This window comes from uncultured Brachyspira sp. (assembly GCF_944390845.1).
Taxonomy (GTDB): domain Bacteria; phylum Spirochaetota; class Brachyspiria; order Brachyspirales; family Brachyspiraceae; genus Brachyspira; species Brachyspira pulli.
Map to the genome: position 1 here is coordinate 1 of NZ_CALXRM010000029.1, position 19,952 is coordinate 19,952.

A 19,952-nucleotide genomic window follows, 5' to 3' on the forward strand; every position below is an offset into this window, starting at 1 on the left:
CCTTTTCTTAAACTTGATATATCTTTGAAAGTTTTAAGATTCTGTTCCAACATCACACTGTTATAGTTGGCATTATTTTGATCAAGTTTCTCGTCTATCTTATTAGATATTTCTTCCTGCAATTTAGAAGTATTATCATCTACTTTATTATTTAAATTATTAATCAATTCTTCATATTTAGCATTATTTTGATTAATTGTTTCGTTTACAGTGTTAACTAATTCTTCATTCTTTTTATTTAAATTTTCTTTTTCTTCCTCTAAGAATCTTGTTTGTTCTTCTTTTTGTGAGTCTAATTTAGTATTTAAATTATTTATTAATTCATCATATTTAGCATTATTCTGAGCTATAGATTCGTTTAAACTTTCTTCTAAATCTTTCTGGCCTTTTCTTAAACTTGATATATCTTTGAAAGTTTTAAGATTCTGTTCCAACATCACACTGTTATAGTTGGCATTATTCTGTTCAAGTTTTTCGTCTATTTTATTAGATATTTCTTCCTGCAATTTATTTATATTACCAGAATTTTCATCTACTTTTGAACCTAAATTATTAATCAATTCTTCGTACTTAGCATTGTTCTGATTAATTGTATCGTTTACATTGTTAACTAGTTCTTCGTTCTTCTTGTTAAGATTTTCTTTTTCTTCCTCTAAAACTCTTGTTTGTTCTTCTTTCTGTGAATCTAATTTAGTATTTAAATTATTTATTAATTCATCATATTTGGCATTATTCTGAGCTATAGATTCGTTTAAACTTTCTTCTAAATCTTTCTGACCTTTTCTTAAACCGGATATCTCTTTGAAAGTTTTTAAATTCTGCTCCAACATTACAATGTTATAGTTGGCATTATTTTGATCAAGTTTTTCATCTATCTTATTAGATATTTCTTCTTGTAATTTAGAAGTATTATCATCTACTTTATTATTTAAATTATTAATCAATTCTTCATATTTAGCATTATTCTGATTAATTGTTTCGTTTACATTGTTAACTAATTCTCCATTCTTTTTATTTAAATTTTCTTTTTCTTCCTCTAAGAATCTTGTTTGTTCTTCTTTTTGTGAGTCTAATTTAGTATTTAAATTATTTATTAATTCATCATATTTAGCATTATTCTGAGCTATAGATTCGTTTAAACTTTCTTCTAAATCTTTCTGGCCTTTTCTTAAACTTGATATATCTTTGAAAGTTTTAAGATTCTGTTCCAACATCACACTGTTATAGTTGGCATTATTTTGATCAAGTTTCTCGTCTATCTTATTAGATATTTCTTCCTGCAATTTAGAAGTATTATCATCTACTTTATTATTTAAATTATTAATCAATTCTTCATATTTAGCATTATTTTGATTAATTGTTTCGTTTACAGTGTTAACTAATTCTTCATTCTTTTTATTTAAATTTTCTTTTTCTTCCTCTAAGAATCTTGTTTGTTCTTCTTTTTGTGAGTCTAATTTAGTATTTAAATTATTTATTAATTCATCATATTTAGCATTATTCTGAGCTATAGATTCGTTTAAACTTTCTTCTAAATCTTTCTGGCCTTTTCTTAAACTTGATATATCTTTGAAAGTTTTAAGATTCTGTTCCAACATCACACTGTTATAGTTGGCATTATTTTGATCAAGTTTCTCGTCTATCTTATTAGATATTTCTTCCTGCAATTTAGAAGTATTATCATCTACTTTTGTATTTAAATTATTAATCAATTCTTCGTACTTAGCATTATTCTGATTAATTGTATCATTTACATTGTTTAATAATTCTTCGTTCTTCTTGTTAAGATTTTCTTTTTCTTCTTCTAGGAATCTAGTTTGTTCTTCTTTTTGTGAGTCTAATTTATTATTTAAATTGTTTATTAACTCATCATATTTTGCATTATTCTGACTGATAGATTCATTCAAACTTTCTTCTAAATCTTTTTGGCCTTTTCTTAAACTTGATATATCTTTGAAAGTTTTAAGATTCTGTTCCAACATCACACTGTTATAGTTGGCATTATTTTGATCAAGTTTCTCGTCTATCTTATTAGATATTTCTTCCTGCAATTTAGAAGTATTATCATCTACTTTTGTATTTAAATTATTAATCAATTCTTCGTACTTAGCATTATTCTGATTAATTGTATCATTTACATTGTTTAATAATTCTTCGTTCTTCTTGTTAAGATTTTCTTTTTCTTCTTCTAGGAATCTAGTTTGTTCTTCTTTTTGTGAGTCTAATTTAGTATTTAAATTGTTTATTAACTCATCGTATTTAGCATTGTTTTGAGTAATTGCATCATTTACAGAATTATTTATATTTTCATTGATATTTGCTTCTAAATCTTTTTGACCTTTTCTTAAACTGGAAATTTCTTTGAAATTCTTAAGATTCTGCTCTAGCATTACATTATTATAGTTAATGTTATTTTTTTCTATTTTTTCATCTATAGCATTAGATAATTCTTCTTGTAATTTATTAATATTTTCTTTTTCTTCTTCAAAAAATTTAATTTGTTCTTCTTTTTGCAAATCTAATTTATTGTCTAAATTATTTAATAGTTCATCATATTTTGCATTGTTTTGAGTAATTGCATCATTTACAGAATTATTTATATTCTCATTGATATTTGCTTCTAAATCTTTTTGACCTTTTCTTAAACCTGATATCTCTTTGAAAGTTTTTAAATTCTGCTCTAACATTACATTATTATAGTTAATGTTATTTTTTTCTATTTCTTCATCTATCTTTTCGTCTATAGTATTAGACAATTCATCTTTTAATTTATTTATATTGTCTTCATTTTCTTTTACTACAATATCTTTGATAAACTTCTCCTGCTCCTCTGGAGTTTTATTTTCAGAAGAAACTAATTCTAAATTTTTCTCTAATTTCTCTATTCTTTCTGAAATATCATTTTTTTTATTCACATCCTCAGAAGATTCCATTTGATTGTTAGTTATATCATTTGTTGTAGCCATTAAAATATTCCTTGTTTTTAATTATAATGTAATACTTTTAATAGTAAAAAATAAAAAATTAAACACTATAATAAAATATCGTCATCATTATATTTATAATTTAAAATCACATAAAAAATTATTGTTGATATAAATTTATTTATGATTTATATATTAACAAAGCTTAATAAAGTTATAGAGGTAAAAATTGGCAAAAGTATTAGGACAAACAACACCGCTAAAAATAATGTCTGGAATATATAAAAGCGGCAGACTTCATCATGCTTATCTTTTTTACGGAGATGAAGGAGTTGGAAAATTTGAAAGTGCTTTAAACTATGCTAAAGCTATTTTATGCGAAAGAGGCAATGGAACATATTGCGATGAATGTAAATCATGTAAAATGATAGATCAATACAAACACCCAGATGTAATAGTTGCAGGCACTGATGAAAGATTCAGAAATGCTGAACTCTATTTTAATCAATATTTAGAATATAAATTACCTCATTTGTTCAATAATTTTTATTCAGCCTGCAGATCCATACTTTATAAAGTTGAATCTATGCTTTTTGACAGCTATGATAACTACCCTTCAAGCGAACCTAAAGAATATATGCTTGGGAGTAAAAAAGAAAGTTCAAGATATGCATTAATAGAACCTTATTATTTAGCTGTTAATTATACTTTAAACGAATTAAATCCGGATAATGTTGATTTTATAGACTCAATATTTAGAAATAAATCAAAAGAAGCATTAAATATAGTGAAAAATAAAGGCGGAAAGAAAAAAATTAGTATAGAAGGCGATTTTTTTGAAGCTTTAAAAAAAATACATTATAATATAATACATACGGTAATTCCGTTAGATACAGTAAGAAATATTATAGAGATTACTTACAGAAAGCCGAGAATATCACATAAGAGAATTGTCATCATTGAAGGAATAGAATTGATGGATAAAAGGGCTCCTAATATATTTTTACGTACTTTAGAAGAGCCTTCAGACAATAATATATTCATTCTAATAACTTCTGATGCTAATAAACTGGTTCAGGACGGCATGAAGCCTTTACGATCCCGTATGATGGAATTAAAATTTTCTTCTTTATCAGAAAATACTTTAAGATCCATATTAATGAAGAGATTAAGGCTAAATGAAGAAAAAACTGCCCTTGCACTGGAAAATTCTTATGGAAGTGTTGCTAAAGCTATAAAATATGTACTTGACAAAAAATCAAATACAAGCGATAATATATACAAAGTATTGTTATCTTTTATGGAAGCTGTTTTAAATAACAATCCTTCTCAAATAGCCTCATTAACTACATTGCTTAGTGACGGAGATTATGAGATCGTTGATACTTTTAGAGAAACGATTAATATTTTAAAGAAGCACCTAGAAGATAAATATCTTGAAGTAGAAAATAGAGATTATATATTTCCAGGTTCTATTTCAGATGAAAGTATTGTATGGACTATTGATGAATTAGATTCTACAATCAATACTCTAATTAATACAAATACTCAACCAAAAATGCTGCTTTATAAAACTTTAGGCAACATTTATATGTGGTTACACAATTATAATAATAAAAACTTATAGGAGTTATACATGAAAAAACTATTTCTTGTATTAAGCGTAATGATTCTAGCGTTAAGCCCAGTATACGCTCAGGATGAAACTACAGCAGATGCTACTGCTACAACAGAAACTGCTACTACTGAAACTACTACTACTGAGAATCAAGAATCATCAGAAAGTGTTGATACAGTAAATGAAATCACACCTTTTGCACCTTCTTTTACTGATTTAAGAAATACTGACGATGTTGCTCTTGATAAAGAATACAATCTTCTTCAAACTAATCTTACTAAAATTAAAGAAGATTATCTTTTCAGAGTACTTTACAAAGCTAATAAAATATTAGAGCGTTATACTAACGTTAATTTCACTGATACTAATGAAATGTTCTATAATGCTGTTTATTATTATGACTTAGTAGCTAAACCTTTAGCTGGTGATAATAATGTTGACATAGCTCTTCATGAATTAGACAAATGTTTCAAACTTTATGATGACATCAAACCTATATATGAAATACTTGGAAAAACTAATGAATTAATACAATCTGATTATGAATTAAATCTTTATGCTGGTATTTTCAATCTTTTCAAAGGTACTGCTGGTTACTACGCTAAAAGCAGATATCATTTAATGAATGCTTTATTAAATGAAAGTGCTGCAAAAAGCGACACTACTAACTTAATAATGTTAAATACTTATTTAGCTGGTGTTAACTATAACTTAGCTACAATCAATCAAAACAGCGATGTTAGCAAAGTTTATTTCTTAAATGAAATGTTCAATAACCTTTGGGATTTAACAACTTTAAAAACTACTGATGAAAACATCAAAACTGCTAAATATAAATTATTAATAACTAAATACCATAAAATACTTTACACTACTTCTGATAGATTTAGAACTACATATTCTAAATACTATGATGAATTAGGTTTCGTTTATGGTCAAACTGAAGATGAAATATTAAGCAGAGAAGTTAGACCTGTTTACAGAGATTACGAAAATGAAGCTGCTAACCCAGCTGATGCTCCTGCTGAAACAACTACTGATACTGCAGAAACAACTGAAACAGCTAATTAATTATATTTAATATAACAAATAAAGGCATGCCAAATTAATTTTTGGTATGCCTTTATTTTATTAACAGTAATTTTTATCAATAAGATATAAATATTATTTAATAAATACTTGACATTAATTGAAAAAAGGTTTATTATTAAAACAATAAAATGAAGGAGTAAAATATATGTTTGAATTAATGAAACTACCTTATGGTAAAGAAGACTTAGCTCCATATATGTCTTCAAATACATTAGATTTCCATCATGGAAAACACTTAAATACTTATGTTACAACTCTTAACGACTTAGTATCTAAAGATGCTTCTTTACAAGGAAAAAGCATTGAAGAATTAATCACTTTATCACATAACAATGCTGATAAACAAGCAGTGTTTAATAATGCTGGTCAAGTTTATAACCATGAAGAATTCTTCAAAATGCTTAAAAAAGATGTTGCTATACCTGCTGAAGTAAAATCAAAAATCGAAGCTGATTTCGGTTCTTTCGATGCTTTCAAAGAAGCTTTCACTACTGGCGGTAAAACTCAATTCGGTTCTGGCTGGGTTTGGCTTGTAATTAATAACGGTAAATTAGAAGTTAGAAAATATGCTAACGCTATGAACCCTGTTGCTGACAAAGTACATGGTGTTTTAACTTGTGACGTTTGGGAACATGCTTACTACTTAGATTATCAAAACAGAAGACCTGATTTCTTAACTACTTTTGTTGATCATTTAGTAAACTGGGACTATGTTGCTGAAAGAATTAAACTTGCTAAATAATTTAGTTTGACTAATTATTTATAAATTTTTTTAGGAGAATTAAAATGAAGGATTTAAAAGGTACAAAAACAGAAAAAAACTTAAATGAAGCTTTTGCTGGCGAATCTATGGCTAGAAACAAATACACTTATTTCGCTAGTGTAGCAAGAAATGAAGGTTATGAGCAAATTGCTGCTATATTCCTTGAAACAGCTGAAAATGAAAGAGAACATGCTAAAATACACTTCAAATATCTTAATGGTATAGGTGATACACTTCAAAACTTACAAGCTGCTTGGGAAGGTGAAAACGAAGAATACGAAAATATGTACCCAAGAATGGCTAAAGAAGCTACTGAAGAAGGTTTTGAAGAAATCGCTCGTTCTATGAAATTAATTGGTGATGTTGAAAAAGAACACAGAGAAAGATATGCTAAATTAAGAGAAGCTGTTAAAAACGGAAGCGTTTTCAAAAAAGCTACTAAAGTTCAATGGAAATGTAGAAACTGCGGTTTCATCGTTGAAAGTGAAGAAGCTCCTGAACTTTGCCCAGTTTGTAAACATGCTAAAAAATTCTTTGAAGTACGTGTTGAAAACTTCTAATTATTAATGAAATTATTTTAAAGAATTTAAATAGGGGGAAATATTTCCCCCTTTTTTATTATTTTATGTTTTTATTTTTTTAAGACAAATGATGAAAATACGTCAAATATTATAGGGTCTATCTTAACATCTTTATCTAAATAATTCTCTTTCATCACTTCTAAAGCCTTATTATAATCTAATATCTCTTTATTTGAATACGCTATATTGTCAAATAGATTAACTATTTCAAGTACCTTAGAAGGAAAATATGATATGCTGCTCAATTTTAAAGCATCATTATAATCAAAACTAATAACATAATTAGGACTTAAAAATGGTTTTCTGTTTATAACGCTATTATAGTAATTTAAAAATATTCCATGTCCATGTCCGTAATATTCATTATGTAATCCAACTATTAATGATACTTCATCATTATATTTTATAAAATGCTTCAAATATGAATAGCATTTCATATTACTGCATTCGTTTAAAGCTTTTAAATTAACTATATCATACCAAAAAGCAGCTATAGAAATATTAACTATCTCATTAAATAAAATCTCTCTTAAACCATGTTTATACACATGCTCTAGTTGAGATATATTCTTTTTTATATGAAATTTTTTAAATATATTCTTATAATATTTTAAATACTTGTCCTTAAAGTTATTTCTAACATCAAGAACCAAGTTATTATTTATACTATCATTATAATACTTGATAAAGTTTATAATATTGAAAAATACCCTATTAGAATGCGATATACTGTCATTATTTTTTAATGCCTCAATATTATCAAAATCGATATTCTCATTCTTTATATTTATTAAAAGTCTTACTATAATTTTTAAAGAATAATCTATAAGCTGTTTTGAATATTTTAATTGCTTTATAAATGATAAATCCTTCTCCTTTATGCTTTCCATACATTTTATCAAATCAATTCTAGCAATCAAAGAAAGCTTCATCAATATACCAACAATATTATTTATATCATCTTCAGATATACTCTCATATTGTTTTTTTTCAATAATTTTTACTTCTTCCATTATTGACAATAAAATATCATTCAATTTACTATTTATAAACTCTCCAAAAATAATATTGTCTTCTTCTACATACTTTCTGTACATACTAAATACATCATCTTTCATCATAACTGTCATAATCCAACCTCCTTAAAGAAAAATAGTAAATTTCCTTTACATTTATAATATAATATAATATATTATAGGAATTTTGTAAATATAATTTACTAACAAATTAATGTTTTATAAATATTTTTTACAATATTTATAATTAATACAATACATTTCCTACATAAATAGATAGTATAACAAAAAATTATAATTAAAATATAAAAAATAATTGCAATTAAAGTACTTTTACTATAGAATAGTTTATCAAAATATCTATATATCAAATCATATCTAATAAAAAAGAGGAAAAATTTATGTCTATACAAATGAGAGAAGCATTAACCTTTGATGATGTACTATTAGTTCCACAAGAATCAGATATTCTTCCAAAAGACGTTTCTTTAAGAAGGAAATTAACAAATAAAATAACATTAAATACCCCATTAATAAGCTCTCCTATGGATACTGTAACAGAATCACAAATGGCTATAGCGATGGCATTATGCGGAGGATTAGGTGTTATACACAAAAACATGTCATTAGAACAGCAGGCAAAAGAAGTAGAAATAGTTAAAAGTTTCAAAGACATAGAAAATAAAGAAAAAGCAAGCTTAACAAGTAATGGTACTTTGATAGCTGCTGCTGCAATAGGTATATCTGAAGATAGATATGAGAGAATAGAAAAGCTTATACAAGCTGGAGTTGATTTAATAGTAATAGATACGGCACATGGTCATTCTAAAAATGTACTTACTGCTATAAAAGAAATAAAAGATAAATACAAAGAAGTTGAAGTAATAGCTGGAAATATAGCTACTGCTGACGGTGCTAAAGCATTGATTGATGCCGGTGTTGATGCCATAAAAATAGGTATAGGTGCCGGTTCTATATGTACTACAAGAATAATAGCTGGCGTAGGAGTTCCTCAGCTTACTGCTATAGCTGATGCCTCAGAAGTTGCTAAAAAGAACAATATTGGTTCTATTGCTGACGGAGGAATTAAATATTCCGGCGATATAGTAAAAGCATTTGCTATAGGTGCTGATGCTGTTATGGCTGGAGGACTTTTCTCATCTACTTATGAAGCTCCTGGTGATGTTATTATAATAGACGGAAAAAAATATAAACCTTATAGAGGAATGGGTTCTGTTGGTGCTATGATACATGGAAGCAAAGACAGATATTTCCAAAGTGAAGTTGTAAATAAATCTAAATTTGTTCCTGAAGGTATTGAAGGAGTTACAGAATATAAAGGTCATGTTTCTGATGTTGTATATCAAATTGTAGGCGGTATACGTTCAGGAATGGGCTATATTGGTGCTAAAGATATAGATACTCTACAGAAAAAAGCTCAATTTATTAGAATAACTAATCAAGGTTTGGCCGAAAGTCATGTTCATGATGTAAAAATTACTTCAAAAGCACCTAACTATTAATTAAGAATAATATAAAATAACAATAAATAAAAATCAATAATATTATTTTTTAGTATTATTGATTTTTTTATGCTTTTTGTATTGACAAAAATACTTAATATGTTAGAATATACTAACAAATGTTAGAGAACATATACAAACTATTTAGTCAACAACTTTGTATCCCTAAATTGATACAATATATTTTATAACCTTCATTTAATTAAACTGTGCCCTATCTGCTCAAGATAGGGCTATTTTTTTATTGTTTACAGTAATATTTTTTAAAATAACTATAGAAAATAATTTTTTATAACTTACAATAGTTTATCAATAAAAATAATTTTTCGTAAAATACGGAGGAATAAAAAAAATTATTATGAAAGCTATAACAACTATATTATTGCTTATTTTGTCCAATACATTCATGACATTTGCTTGGTATGGACATTTAAAATTCAGTGAAATGAAAGGATTTGCTAAATTATCACTTCCTTTTATCATTTTAATAAGCTGGGGAATTGCTTTATTTGAATATTGTTTTCAGGTTCCTGCTAATAGAATAGGTTTCCAGGGAAATGGCGGGCCATTTTCTCTTATGCAGTTAAAAGTTATGCAGGAAGTTATAACTTTGACAGTATTTACTATATTTACTGTTGTATTCTTTAAAACAGAAACTTTAAAAATTAATCATTTTATAGGTTTCTTATGTCTAATAATGGCTGTATTCTTTATATTCAAAAAATAATAATATAATAAATAAAAATCGGTATGCTTTATATTTAAGTGTACCGATTTTTTATTATAAACTTTAATTACACTTGCCCACCCTCTACCATTTCAATATTTTTCTCATATTTATATATTATTTTTCTTTTTAAATCTTAACTGTTTTTATAGCTGCCCACCCAAGAATTTTGTAAATTTGTTGTGTTTTCACCGCACGCTAAATAAAACTAAAAATATATCTTTATTTGTAATTCAAATTTAATTATATTATAAATTTAGTTCACCGTGCGTTAAATTCATTTTAAAATTAATTTCAACTTGGGCGGGTGCTTTAATTTATTATTTGGCTATAAATATAGTAAAAATTAGAATTTCTCAATAAAGCTATAAAAAATAAAGGGCGGGGTATGTAATAAAATTTCATAGAAATAGTAATAAAAAAGCTCCAGCATATTTCTATACCAGAGCTTTAATATATTAATTGGAAATTAAATACTATTGTAAAGTAACCACATAATTCCATTTAGGAAGCGGATATCTGCCAGCTTTACCAATTGATTTGCCGTTAGCATCAGTAATTTCTGCTTCAGCATATAATAAATATCTGCCTTTTGGAAGATAACGGTTTCCTGATGACATTCTTCCAGCAAAATAGAATTGTGTTTGAGCTTGTCCGTCTAATACATATATTTTAGGCAAATAGAATACTAAATCTCTGCTTAAAATATTATAATTATTATCTATTTTTCTAGCATATACTCTTATTTTAGCATATCTAGCTTCCTGAGGAGCTTTAACAGCTAAAGTTATTAAAAGAGGATTTCCTCTTGTAGCCACAAATCTATCATTATAATTGATTATAAATGAACTTATTCTTACAGGCTGATTAGTATCATTTGATGTTGTATCAGCGATATTGTTGTTAGGTCTAAGAGTATTAGAGGTAGTTACTAATACTGTATTGTCAGTATTATATGTATAAGCAGAACTTCCGCCTGTACTATTTGGTTTTGTAGAAGGTTTTACATCAGGTATATTACTATTATTAACCTCATATAATCCGCTATCAGATAAATTGATAGAAGAATCCTTATTAGTTTGCGTATTAGTATTATTATCAACTGTTATTGTATTGTTAGTAGCCAAAAAGTCTTTATCTTCTGGGCTTATATTATCACCAAATATATCATCTGTAGTGATAGTATCTTCAGGCATATCATTAGTTTCATTTCCGCCCAAATCTAATAAAGGTATATTTTTACTTCCTAATAAACTTTTAGCAATAAAAAATCCTGCCACAACTACAACAAGAACTATTACTATAATAATAATTGGTTTTAATTTAGCTTTCATTTCGTTAGACATAAAGTTCCACCCATGATTTTTTAGTATATATTAGTTTTTCGGATAAAATAGAAATTATTTAATAAAAAAACAAAATAATTTGTACGATTTGATAAATAAAATTAATCCCACAAGAAACTTTTTAGTTCTTTAGATAAATTAAGACCTGCAAGCTTTTTTATAGCTTTGATTTGAATTTGTCTTACTCTTTCTCTGGTAATATTTAATTCCTTGCCTGTATCTTCTAAAGTTTTGGCTTCTTTTCCATATAAACCATATCTTGAAATAATAACAGTTCTTTCTTTCTCATCTAAACATTTTAATGCTTCTGTTAAAGTATCTCTTAAACTATCCATAAATGCTTTTTGATGAGGAGATGGGAAATTTCTATCTTCTATAACTGAAGTCATATCATTATTATCTGAATTTTTGAAAAATGAATCAACACTAGCTGTATCTTGAGTAAATATCATTATATATGATAGAGTTTTTCTATCCACTTTCATTTCTTTAGCTATTTCATCTATAGTAGGTTCTCTGCCCAATTGCTGTGTTAAAGTTTTTGAAGTTTGTATACTTTTTTTAATTAATCTAGCTATATGCATAGGGAAACGTATAATATGTCTTTTGCTTGATATTTCTTTAACTATACTCTGTTTTATCCACCAAACACCATAAGTAGAAAATTTAAAACCCTTTTTATATTCAAATCTTTTTACAGCTTCTATAAGTCCAATATTTCCCTCATCTATAATATCAATAAAAGGTACTCCGCTATTATAGTATCTTTTTGCAATACTTATTACTAATCTTAAATTAGACTTTACAAGTTTATGCTGTATAGAATCTATTTCTTTTTCTAAATCTTCTAATTCTTTTTTAGATTCTTCATCATCTTTTTCTAAAAGTAAAGCCTTTTTATCCCGGCAAACCTCAAGACGCTGCCATAATTCAAGTTCTTCTTCTTTAGTGAGTCTTCTTATTTCACCTATTTGCTTTAAATATACGCTAACAGGACCCTTATACTCTTGATTAATATCTTTTTTTAACAATTACTTTCCCTAAAATACAAACATTTTATAAATTAAAAAGCAGAAACCCTATATAAGGATATAAGATTTTTGCAAATTGTCAAGGTATTTTAAATAATTAATTTCAAATAATTATAAAGGACAATCAAATATAGATGCATTCCTAACTTTTTCCAAATACCTCACAAATAAATGGAAAAGTATAGGATCTAATTTTATAGTTTCCTCCAAGAAATTTTCATACATATATGAAATAACATCATTTATTACATTACCTTCAGTCTTATTTTTTATAGAATTAGTGTATAAAATATCATAAGAATCTATAATTTCTAAAACTTTAGCTGGAAAATATGATAATGCCAACATATTATTAATATCATTAGGATCATAAGTTAATATATTTTCTATAGTATTATACTGTTTATTAGCAAACTGCTTATGATACATATTAATAAATATGCCGTATCCATTTCCATAATATTCATGATGAAGCCCAACTGTAGTATATGTATACTCATTTTGTGCCATACAATATTTCAAAAGATTAAAACCTAGTATAGAATGAGTATCGCCTATATTATTTTGAATAATAGGAATGTTAGGAAGTTCATCAACCAATGCTATATCATGCCAAAATGCTGCTCTGGCATAATATTTTATTTCATTTTGACCTATCTTTCTAAATCCAACTTTAGATATATCTTCTATCCTATCTGCTTTTGTAAATAAATTATATTTCTCCCCTATTTTATTATAGTAAGAATGATATTTTTTCTTATATTCTACTCTTAATTTAGAAGCTACACCTCTTGATATCTCTTCATTATAGAAATATAAAAATTCAACCATCATAATAAATACCCTGTTACTATGAGCTATTATATTATGATCATTAAAAGCAGAAAGATTATTAAATATACCAAAACCATCATATTCTTTTTCTAATAGGTTAACTATAGTACCTATTATATCTGCAAATATTAAATCATCTTTCTTAACATTTTGATAATCTTTTAAATTGGATATACTATTTTGTTTAATATAATTTAAATGATATATAAGATTTAATCTCTCTATAATACCAACATCTGTTAAAATAGTACCTATTAATTTAGCTAATTCAACATCTAATTTACTTTGAGTAACAAAAAGTTTTAATCTATTAAATATATTCCTCAAATACTCTATTCTATCAACATTCCTTATAGATATAAGTTCATTGAAATGCTGCTCATAATATTCTTTATCATTTTCAAATTGACAATTTTTATAAACATTATAGAAAAGATTAATATCATGAATATCAGCATGCTGTTTATTTATATCTATACTGCTTTGAGTTCCAAGTATGGTACTGAAAGATTTATGTATATAAATGGAACATTTAGAAATATATTCACTATTTTCCAAAGAATTGAATACTTCTTCAACTTTATCAAAAGGAACAAAACTAAATACACCGCTTTCATTAATAAGTATAACATCTAATTGTCTTTCTATGATATTATTGATGTACATTTTTATATATGAAGGACTTACTGTCATATATTTTTTTAAATCTACTATCATATTATTAATCCAATAAATAAAAATATTACACCCTCTATTTTATACTATTTTTTATTTATTTACCAGATAATTTTTATTTTTTAGTTAATTATTTTTTTATTGATATTTATATGATTTTTTGTTATATTATAAATATATCTAATTATTTTTATAATATATGAAAATGATAAAAAGACTTAACATATTAATATTTTTAACATTATTTATTATAATACAAAAAGATTTATTTTCAAATAGTGCTATATTACCGGAAAACTCAATAAATTTTATAAAAAATTATTTCGATTATGAAGATATAATAAATGTAGAAAAATTAAATGATTTATACAAAGTGCTATTTAGTGATGGTAAAATAATATATTTCAATTTTAACGGTGTATGGGAAGAAGTAGATGGAAATTCTGCTCCAATACCTACTGATTTTATTGATGAAAATGTAATAAATACCATAAAAAAAACAAATCCCAATGCCGCTGTTATAAAAATAAAAAGAAGCTGGAATATGTATATTATTAGTTTGGATAATTATATAAATGTGTTTATAGATTTTGCAGGAATGCTTATAGGTCAAAAAATACATTATTAACTTATATTTTTTAAGAGGAAACATGAATAAAAAAACAATACTTTTACTGCTATTAATGTTAACAACTATGTTATACGCTGATGGTATGTATGTACCTCCAGGTCAATTGCCTACTAATATAATACAATTTATAAATTCATATTTTCCAGATGCCACAATAGTATATGCTGAGATGGACAGAAAAAGTTATGAAATAGGTTTAGATAACGGCGTTGAAATAGAATTTTTAAGGAATGGGGATTTAAAAGAAATAGAAGGAAATTATATAGCATTGCCTTTAAATATACTTCCAAAATCTGTAGCAAATACTGTTACTAAAACTTATCCTAATACAGTAATAACAAAAATTAAAAAGAAATGGAATCTATACGAAGTAAAACTAAATAATATGATGGAGCTTTATATAGATGCAAGCAACGGACAGCTTCTAGGTCAGAAATTTGATGATTAAAAATATTATTATTACTAATAAAAATTGTCCGTTATTAGTATATACCTAAACAACTATATTTTGTCAAAAATAAATTTATATTTTTGTTTTTATATATGGGGCTTTGCCCCATACCCCAGTTCTTTTATTGGTATAAAAGAACCAAAAAAACTGCATTTTTAGTCTAAATCTAGGTTATACCATACATTTAATACATATATTTTTAATATAAAGTTCTAGCAATTGCGTTTTTTGCAACTTTTTTGTGCGGAAAAAAAGTTGATAATATTACATAATGTGCAGTAGTCGGCAAAATGAAATCGTTTCAGTATATACTAAAAATTTTAGAGTTTGTCAAAAAATACAATTTTAAATTTAGGTTATTTGTGGGGACTAGCCCCCACCCCCCCAGTTCTTTTGCGACCTAAGGGAGTGCCTTTGGCGTGGCACAAAGAACCTATATCCTCGATAAACTCGGATACGCTTCGCGAAAGACTGCATTTTTAGTCAAAATATAGTTGTTTAGGTATATACCAAGACATTTAGATTATTTAATATATATTTTATTTATATTTTGAAGTAAGTTAAATAAAAAATAATAATATACAAAAGTTTTATTAAAAAAATTAAATAAAAAAGGACTGTATTTTTAATACAGCCCTTTTTATAATATAAATATTTACTTAATCATTATTTAAGCATTAATTTACTCATTCTGCTGGCAAATAATTTAGGATCTTCAAGAGGAAGTCCTTCAAGTATGCAAGCTTCATCATAAAGAAGTTCGCTGTATTCTTTGAAAGTTTCAGAAATTTTATTAGCTTGATATTCTTTTTCTATAGCTTTGAAAACTTCATGAGAAGTATTAATTTCCAATACTCTCTCAGGCTTCATTCCAAACATATTATTACCTGTTTCAGCAAGAACTTTAGCCATATTAAAGCTGATAGAATCCTCTTTATTTGATAAACATACAACACTTTCTTTAAGTCTGTCAGTTTCTCTTACTTCAGCTACCCTATTTTCTCCCAATACTTCTTTTATAGCATTAAGTATATCTTTATTAGCTGAATCTTTGTTTTCATCTTTATTTTCAGAATCTTTATGATCAGCCTGAAGTATAGAATGAAGTTTAGTACCGTCAAACTCTCTCATCATGCTAACCATAAATTCATCTACTCTGTCAGTGAAATAAAGAACTTCATATCCTTTATCTTTCATACCTTCCATGTGAGGAAGTTTTTCTATTGAAGCTTTATCTTTAGCAGCAGCATAATATATATATTCCTGACCTTCTTTCATTCTTGATTTATATTCTGCTAATGTTGTATATTCGCCTTCAGCAGTATTTGAAGATTGGAATAATAAAAGATTAGATAATTTATCTTTCTTGCTGAAGTCTGAATATATACCTATTTTTATAGACTCACCAAACTCTTTGAAGAAGTTTTCATATTTTTTTCTGTCATTTTTTAGTAAACTTTCTAAAGTATCAAGTACTTTCTTTTCAACATTAGAAGCTATTCTTTTTAATTGAGTGTTATGCTGTAAAATCTCTCTTGAAATATTTAAAGAGAAGTCTGGAGAATCAACTAATCCTCTGACAAATTTTAAATATTCAGGAAGCAAGTCTTTACATTTACCCATTATAAATACATTTCTTGAATAAAGCTCTAATCCTCTTTCAAAATCTGGGTGTAAGAAATTGAAAGGAGCTTTTGAAGGTATAAATAATAAAGCAACATATTCTATAGTACCTTCAGCCTTTGTATGTATAACCTCAAATGGATCAGCATAATCATGGAAATGCTCTTTATAAAACTCATTATATTCTTCAGGCTTAACATCATTTTTAGATTTCTGCCAAATACTTATCATAGAGTTAATAGTTTTTTCTTCGTATTGCTGAACTTCTTTATCATCTTTTTTAGGTATAGGCATGTCCATAACTATAGGATAATGAACATAATTAGAATATTTATGTATTAAACGCTCTAATGTATATTTATTGCAATAGTCATCATCTATAAAACCATCATCATCTTGTTTTTCTTCTTTAGCTTTTAATTTAAGTATAATTTTTGTACCTCTGTCCTGTTTATCAATATCTTCTATAGAATAAGATCCGTCCCCATTGCTTTCCCAGCGTACACCTTTTTCACTATCAACATGCTTAGTTTCTATTGTGATATTATCAGCAACCATAAAAGCAGAGTAAAAACCTACACCGAATTGACCTATTAAATCAATACCGCTTTCTTTAGATGCTTCTTTGTCTTTTTGTATTCTTTCTAAAAATGCTTTAGTACCGCTTCTTGCAATAGAACCTATATTATTAATAACGTCCTCTCTTGTCATACCGATACCGTTATCTTGAATAGTTAATACTCTGTTCTGTTCATCAGTTTCTATTTTTATTCTTAAATTATCTATATCAGTATATTTATCGCCGTTTGTTATAGATTCAAATCTAGCTTTGTCTAATGCATCGCTTGCATTTGATATAAGCTCTCTTAAAAATATTTCTTTATGAGTGTATATAGAATGCACCATTAAATTTAATATTTGTTTAGTTTCGGCTTCAAAATTAAGTATTTGTTTTTCTGCCATAATAAACTCCTTCGTTTAATTATTTAAAATTCTTTACAGGTTAAAGATAAATTTATAAAAGTATTAAAGTGAATATATAAAGTCTAATAAATAAAAGTCGTCAAAATATAATATCTATATTCTATAATAAAAAATAAAAAAAGCAATTATTTTAACTATAAAAACTATTGCAGTAATAATATAGTAAAATATAATATAACATATATAAATACTATGATTGGGTAAAAAGATGTATACTATTATAGAATTAATACTTCCTATATTTATTTTAATAGTTTTTGGTAAAATATTAAGACATTTTAATATAATAAGCATTGAAGGAATAAAAACTATAAAAAATTTAGCAGTTAATTTATTTCTTCCATTTACTTTTTTTAATATAATTATTCATGGCACATTCAATAAAGATTCTATAATATTAATAATTGCCGGATTTGTAATTGTATTCGGAGCATATTTATTAGGCTTTCTTTATAAGCCTTTGTTCAGTAATGATATAAAAGAATATGTACCTTATGCCAATACATGTATTGAAAGCGGAATGTTTGCATTGGCTATACTCAATATAATAATAGGAAAAGAAAATTTATTTCCAATAATACAAATGGATATGGTAAATAATATATTTGTTTTTACCGTAGTTACAACAGGATTAACTTTAATATCAGGAAAAAAACAAAGCAGCAAACAAATAATAAAATCTATATTTACAAGCCCAATAATAATAAGTCTTATATTAGGAATTATAGGAGCATTATTCAATTTAGGTGAAAAAATAGATAATTCTAATTTTGCTGAAACATATAATAGGATAATATCTTTTTTAACAGAGCCTTTATCACCTATGATACTATTATGTATAGGTGCTGAACTTGAATTTGAACTAGATATATTCAAAAAAGCCATTAAATTATTCTTTGTAAGATTTGCCACAATGGCTGTATTAATATCGTTAACTTTATTTGTAATATCTAAAATAATAATTGTTAATTCCATATTTGTGAAATCTATGATTATATATTTTCTTTCTCCATCACCTTTTATACTATTAATGTATACTAATGATGAAAAAGTTAATAAATTTCTATCGGGGTTCTTGTCATTACAAATAATAATGTCTTTAATATTCTGTATAGTTGTTAGTTTAATATAATTATTTTTAATATATACTAAAAATTTTAGAGTTTGTCATTTTTTTTAGTCAACTTTTTCCCGCCGCACACGCTCTGCGGACTTCGTCAAAGTTGCAAAAAGAGCAAGGATAGAATTAGTACTAAATCATACTAAAATTGTCTTACATGTAAAATAATTTATTAAATTAAAGCCAAAATGTAGCCTTTTTGCTTCTTTGTGGCACGCCACTGGCACTCCCTACAGTCGCAAAAGAAGTGGGGTCTGGGGTAAAGCCCCAGATATAAAAGCAAAAATGTAAATTTATTTTTGACAAAATATAGTTGTTTAGGTATATATTATAAATTTAATAAAAAACAATAAAAAAAGTTAGAATATACTAACAAAAGTATTGACATTCTAAAAAATATATGTTAGAATATTCTAACAATGAGTAAGTATACATTTGATGAGTTAATTATTAATCACTGTGCACCTGCCCTTTCAGGTATAAAGATAGCTAATATATTTACTTATCAGTATGACTCTAAAAAAGAGCTTGAGAAAGAAATTTCTTCATACAATGATATTCTTAGCTTTAAAAACATAAAGGTATCTATAATAAAAGATAATGCCAATAAGGCTATAATTTATGTTTATAATGAAAAAGAGTTAGAGAATTATTTATTAGATGATGAGATTTTTGAGTTTTTAGAGAATTACGGATATAAATCTAAGAATATACATGAAAGCATAGATTTCTTAAAAATAAGAATGCAATATGCTGAAAGTTTCCCTCATGAAATAGGTATATTTTTAGGATATCCTCTTATTGATATAAACGGCTTTATAAATAATTATGGAAAAAATAGTTTATATACTGGATATTGGAAAGTATACCATAATAAAAATGAAGCTATTAAAATTTTTGATAATTACAATAAATGCAGAGATTTTTATATTAGCACATTTTTGAACGGCAAAGGCATTTTGGAAATAATGGACAATTATCAAAAGTATGTTTTAAGAAAAAATATTATATAA

At 26.0% G+C, this 19,952-nt stretch carries 15 protein-coding genes and 1 pseudogene; 10 read left to right on the forward strand and 6 right to left on the reverse strand.

Going from position 1 to position 19,952, the window contains the following annotated elements; translation table 11 throughout:
* Nucleotides 1–2,966, reverse strand: a pseudogene (locus Q0K52_RS07405) (hypothetical protein); the annotation flags it as partial.
* Nucleotides 2,967–3,153: 187 nt separating this feature from the next.
* On the opposite strand from Q0K52_RS07405, the gene Q0K52_RS07410 reads away from it, so the two are divergent.
* The 4 genes from Q0K52_RS07410 (at nucleotide 3,154) to rbr (ending at nucleotide 6,957) form a co-directional block, all read left to right on the forward strand.
* The gene (locus Q0K52_RS07410; protein WP_297298049.1) at nucleotides 3,154–4,551 is read left to right on the forward strand and encodes a DNA polymerase III subunit delta'; all 1,398 of its coding nucleotides are present in this window, start codon (nucleotides 3,154–3,156) and stop codon (nucleotides 4,549–4,551) included.
* 9 nt (nucleotides 4,552–4,560) lie between these two features.
* A complete protein-coding gene (locus Q0K52_RS07415; protein WP_297298051.1) occupies nucleotides 4,561–5,613 on the forward strand; it encodes a hypothetical protein in 1,053 nt (350 codons plus the stop codon).
* Between the two features lie 166 nt (nucleotides 5,614–5,779).
* Complete coding sequence (locus tag Q0K52_RS07420; protein ID WP_297298053.1) at nucleotides 5,780–6,376, forward strand: superoxide dismutase; 597 nt, start codon at nucleotides 5,780–5,782, stop codon at nucleotides 6,374–6,376.
* Between the two features lie 44 nt (nucleotides 6,377–6,420).
* On the forward strand, nucleotides 6,421–6,957 hold the full coding sequence (gene rbr / locus Q0K52_RS07425; protein WP_297298055.1) for a rubrerythrin: 537 nt from the start codon (nucleotides 6,421–6,423) through the stop codon (nucleotides 6,955–6,957).
* Nucleotides 6,958–7,028: 71 nt separating this feature from the next.
* On the opposite strand, the gene Q0K52_RS07430 is transcribed toward rbr, so the two are convergent.
* A complete protein-coding gene (locus tag Q0K52_RS07430; protein WP_297298057.1) occupies nucleotides 7,029–8,108 on the reverse strand; it encodes a hypothetical protein in 1,080 nt (359 codons plus the stop codon).
* Between the two features lie 287 nt (nucleotides 8,109–8,395).
* Between Q0K52_RS07430 and Q0K52_RS07435 the strand changes: the two genes are divergently transcribed.
* Both Q0K52_RS07435 and Q0K52_RS07440 read left to right on the forward strand, forming a co-directional pair.
* The gene (locus tag Q0K52_RS07435) at nucleotides 8,396–9,517 is read left to right on the forward strand and encodes an IMP dehydrogenase (RefSeq protein ID WP_297298058.1); all 1,122 of its coding nucleotides are present in this window, start codon (nucleotides 8,396–8,398) and stop codon (nucleotides 9,515–9,517) included.
* Between the two features lie 358 nt (nucleotides 9,518–9,875).
* The gene (locus Q0K52_RS07440) at nucleotides 9,876–10,244 is read left to right on the forward strand and encodes a DMT family protein (protein WP_297298061.1); all 369 of its coding nucleotides are present in this window, start codon (nucleotides 9,876–9,878) and stop codon (nucleotides 10,242–10,244) included.
* A gap of 476 nt (nucleotides 10,245–10,720) precedes the next feature.
* On the opposite strand, the gene Q0K52_RS07445 is transcribed toward Q0K52_RS07440, so the two are convergent.
* From Q0K52_RS07445 to Q0K52_RS07455, 3 genes are all read right to left on the reverse strand, one after another.
* Complete coding sequence (locus Q0K52_RS07445; RefSeq protein ID WP_297298063.1) at nucleotides 10,721–11,590, reverse strand: hypothetical protein; 870 nt, start codon at nucleotides 11,588–11,590, stop codon at nucleotides 10,721–10,723.
* A gap of 101 nt (nucleotides 11,591–11,691) precedes the next feature.
* Entirely contained in the window at nucleotides 11,692–12,621 is a 930-nt protein-coding gene (locus Q0K52_RS07450) for a sigma-70 family RNA polymerase sigma factor (RefSeq protein ID WP_297298065.1), read from the reverse strand.
* 111 nt (nucleotides 12,622–12,732) lie between these two features.
* A complete protein-coding gene (locus tag Q0K52_RS07455; protein WP_297298067.1) occupies nucleotides 12,733–14,172 on the reverse strand; it encodes a hypothetical protein in 1,440 nt (479 codons plus the stop codon).
* A gap of 163 nt (nucleotides 14,173–14,335) precedes the next feature.
* Between Q0K52_RS07455 and Q0K52_RS07460 the strand changes: the two genes are divergently transcribed.
* Both Q0K52_RS07460 and Q0K52_RS07465 read left to right on the forward strand, forming a co-directional pair.
* Nucleotides 14,336–14,758: a PepSY-like domain-containing protein gene (locus tag Q0K52_RS07460; RefSeq protein ID WP_297298069.1), complete on the forward strand. Its 423-nt coding sequence runs from the start codon at nucleotides 14,336–14,338 to the stop codon at nucleotides 14,756–14,758.
* Between the two features lie 22 nt (nucleotides 14,759–14,780).
* Entirely contained in the window at nucleotides 14,781–15,209 is a 429-nt protein-coding gene (locus tag Q0K52_RS07465; RefSeq protein WP_297298071.1) for a PepSY-like domain-containing protein, read from the forward strand.
* Nucleotides 15,210–15,878: 669 nt separating this feature from the next.
* Here Q0K52_RS07465 and htpG read toward each other — a convergent pair.
* Nucleotides 15,879–17,798, reverse strand: coding sequence for a molecular chaperone HtpG (htpG, locus tag Q0K52_RS07470; protein ID WP_297298073.1), 1,920 nt, complete (start codon nucleotides 17,796–17,798; stop codon nucleotides 15,879–15,881).
* Between the two features lie 229 nt (nucleotides 17,799–18,027).
* Between htpG and Q0K52_RS07475 the strand changes: the two genes are divergently transcribed.
* Together Q0K52_RS07475 and Q0K52_RS07480 are read left to right on the forward strand one after the other, a co-directional pair.
* Nucleotides 18,028–18,951 carry a transporter gene (locus Q0K52_RS07475; RefSeq protein WP_297298075.1) on the forward strand — a complete coding sequence of 308 codons (924 nt, stop codon included), beginning with the start codon at nucleotides 18,028–18,030 and terminating at the stop codon, nucleotides 18,949–18,951.
* A gap of 407 nt (nucleotides 18,952–19,358) precedes the next feature.
* Complete coding sequence (locus tag Q0K52_RS07480) at nucleotides 19,359–19,952, forward strand: DUF3793 family protein (RefSeq protein ID WP_297298077.1); 594 nt, start codon at nucleotides 19,359–19,361, stop codon at nucleotides 19,950–19,952.

What these genes read in the sequence shown, in the direction of transcription:
- Q0K52_RS07480 (WP_297298077.1), top strand. Translation starts at nt 19,359, where the DNA reads ATGAGTAAGTATACATTTGATGAGTTAATTATTAATCACTGTGCACCT.
- rbr (WP_297298055.1), top strand. Translation starts at nt 6,421, where the DNA reads ATGAAGGATTTAAAAGGTACAAAAACAGAAAAAAACTTAAATGAAGCT.
- Q0K52_RS07465 (WP_297298071.1), top strand. Translation starts at nt 14,781, where the DNA reads ATGAATAAAAAAACAATACTTTTACTGCTATTAATGTTAACAACTATG.
- Q0K52_RS07460 (WP_297298069.1), top strand. Translation starts at nt 14,336, where the DNA reads ATGATAAAAAGACTTAACATATTAATATTTTTAACATTATTTATTATA.
- Q0K52_RS07415 (WP_297298051.1), top strand. Translation starts at nt 4,561, where the DNA reads ATGAAAAAACTATTTCTTGTATTAAGCGTAATGATTCTAGCGTTAAGC.
- Q0K52_RS07420 (WP_297298053.1), top strand. Translation starts at nt 5,780, where the DNA reads ATGTTTGAATTAATGAAACTACCTTATGGTAAAGAAGACTTAGCTCCA.
- Q0K52_RS07430 (WP_297298057.1), bottom strand. Translation starts at nt 8,108, where the DNA reads ATGACAGTTATGATGAAAGATGATGTATTTAGTATGTACAGAAAGTAT.
- Q0K52_RS07475 (WP_297298075.1), top strand. Translation starts at nt 18,028, where the DNA reads ATGTATACTATTATAGAATTAATACTTCCTATATTTATTTTAATAGTT.
- Q0K52_RS07440 (WP_297298061.1), top strand. Translation starts at nt 9,876, where the DNA reads ATGAAAGCTATAACAACTATATTATTGCTTATTTTGTCCAATACATTC.
- Q0K52_RS07445 (WP_297298063.1), bottom strand. Translation starts at nt 11,590, where the DNA reads ATGTCTAACGAAATGAAAGCTAAATTAAAACCAATTATTATTATAGTA.
- Q0K52_RS07455 (WP_297298067.1), bottom strand. Translation starts at nt 14,172, where the DNA reads ATGATAGTAGATTTAAAAAAATATATGACAGTAAGTCCTTCATATATA.
- htpG (WP_297298073.1), bottom strand. Translation starts at nt 17,798, where the DNA reads ATGGCAGAAAAACAAATACTTAATTTTGAAGCCGAAACTAAACAAATA.
- Q0K52_RS07435 (WP_297298058.1), top strand. Translation starts at nt 8,396, where the DNA reads ATGTCTATACAAATGAGAGAAGCATTAACCTTTGATGATGTACTATTA.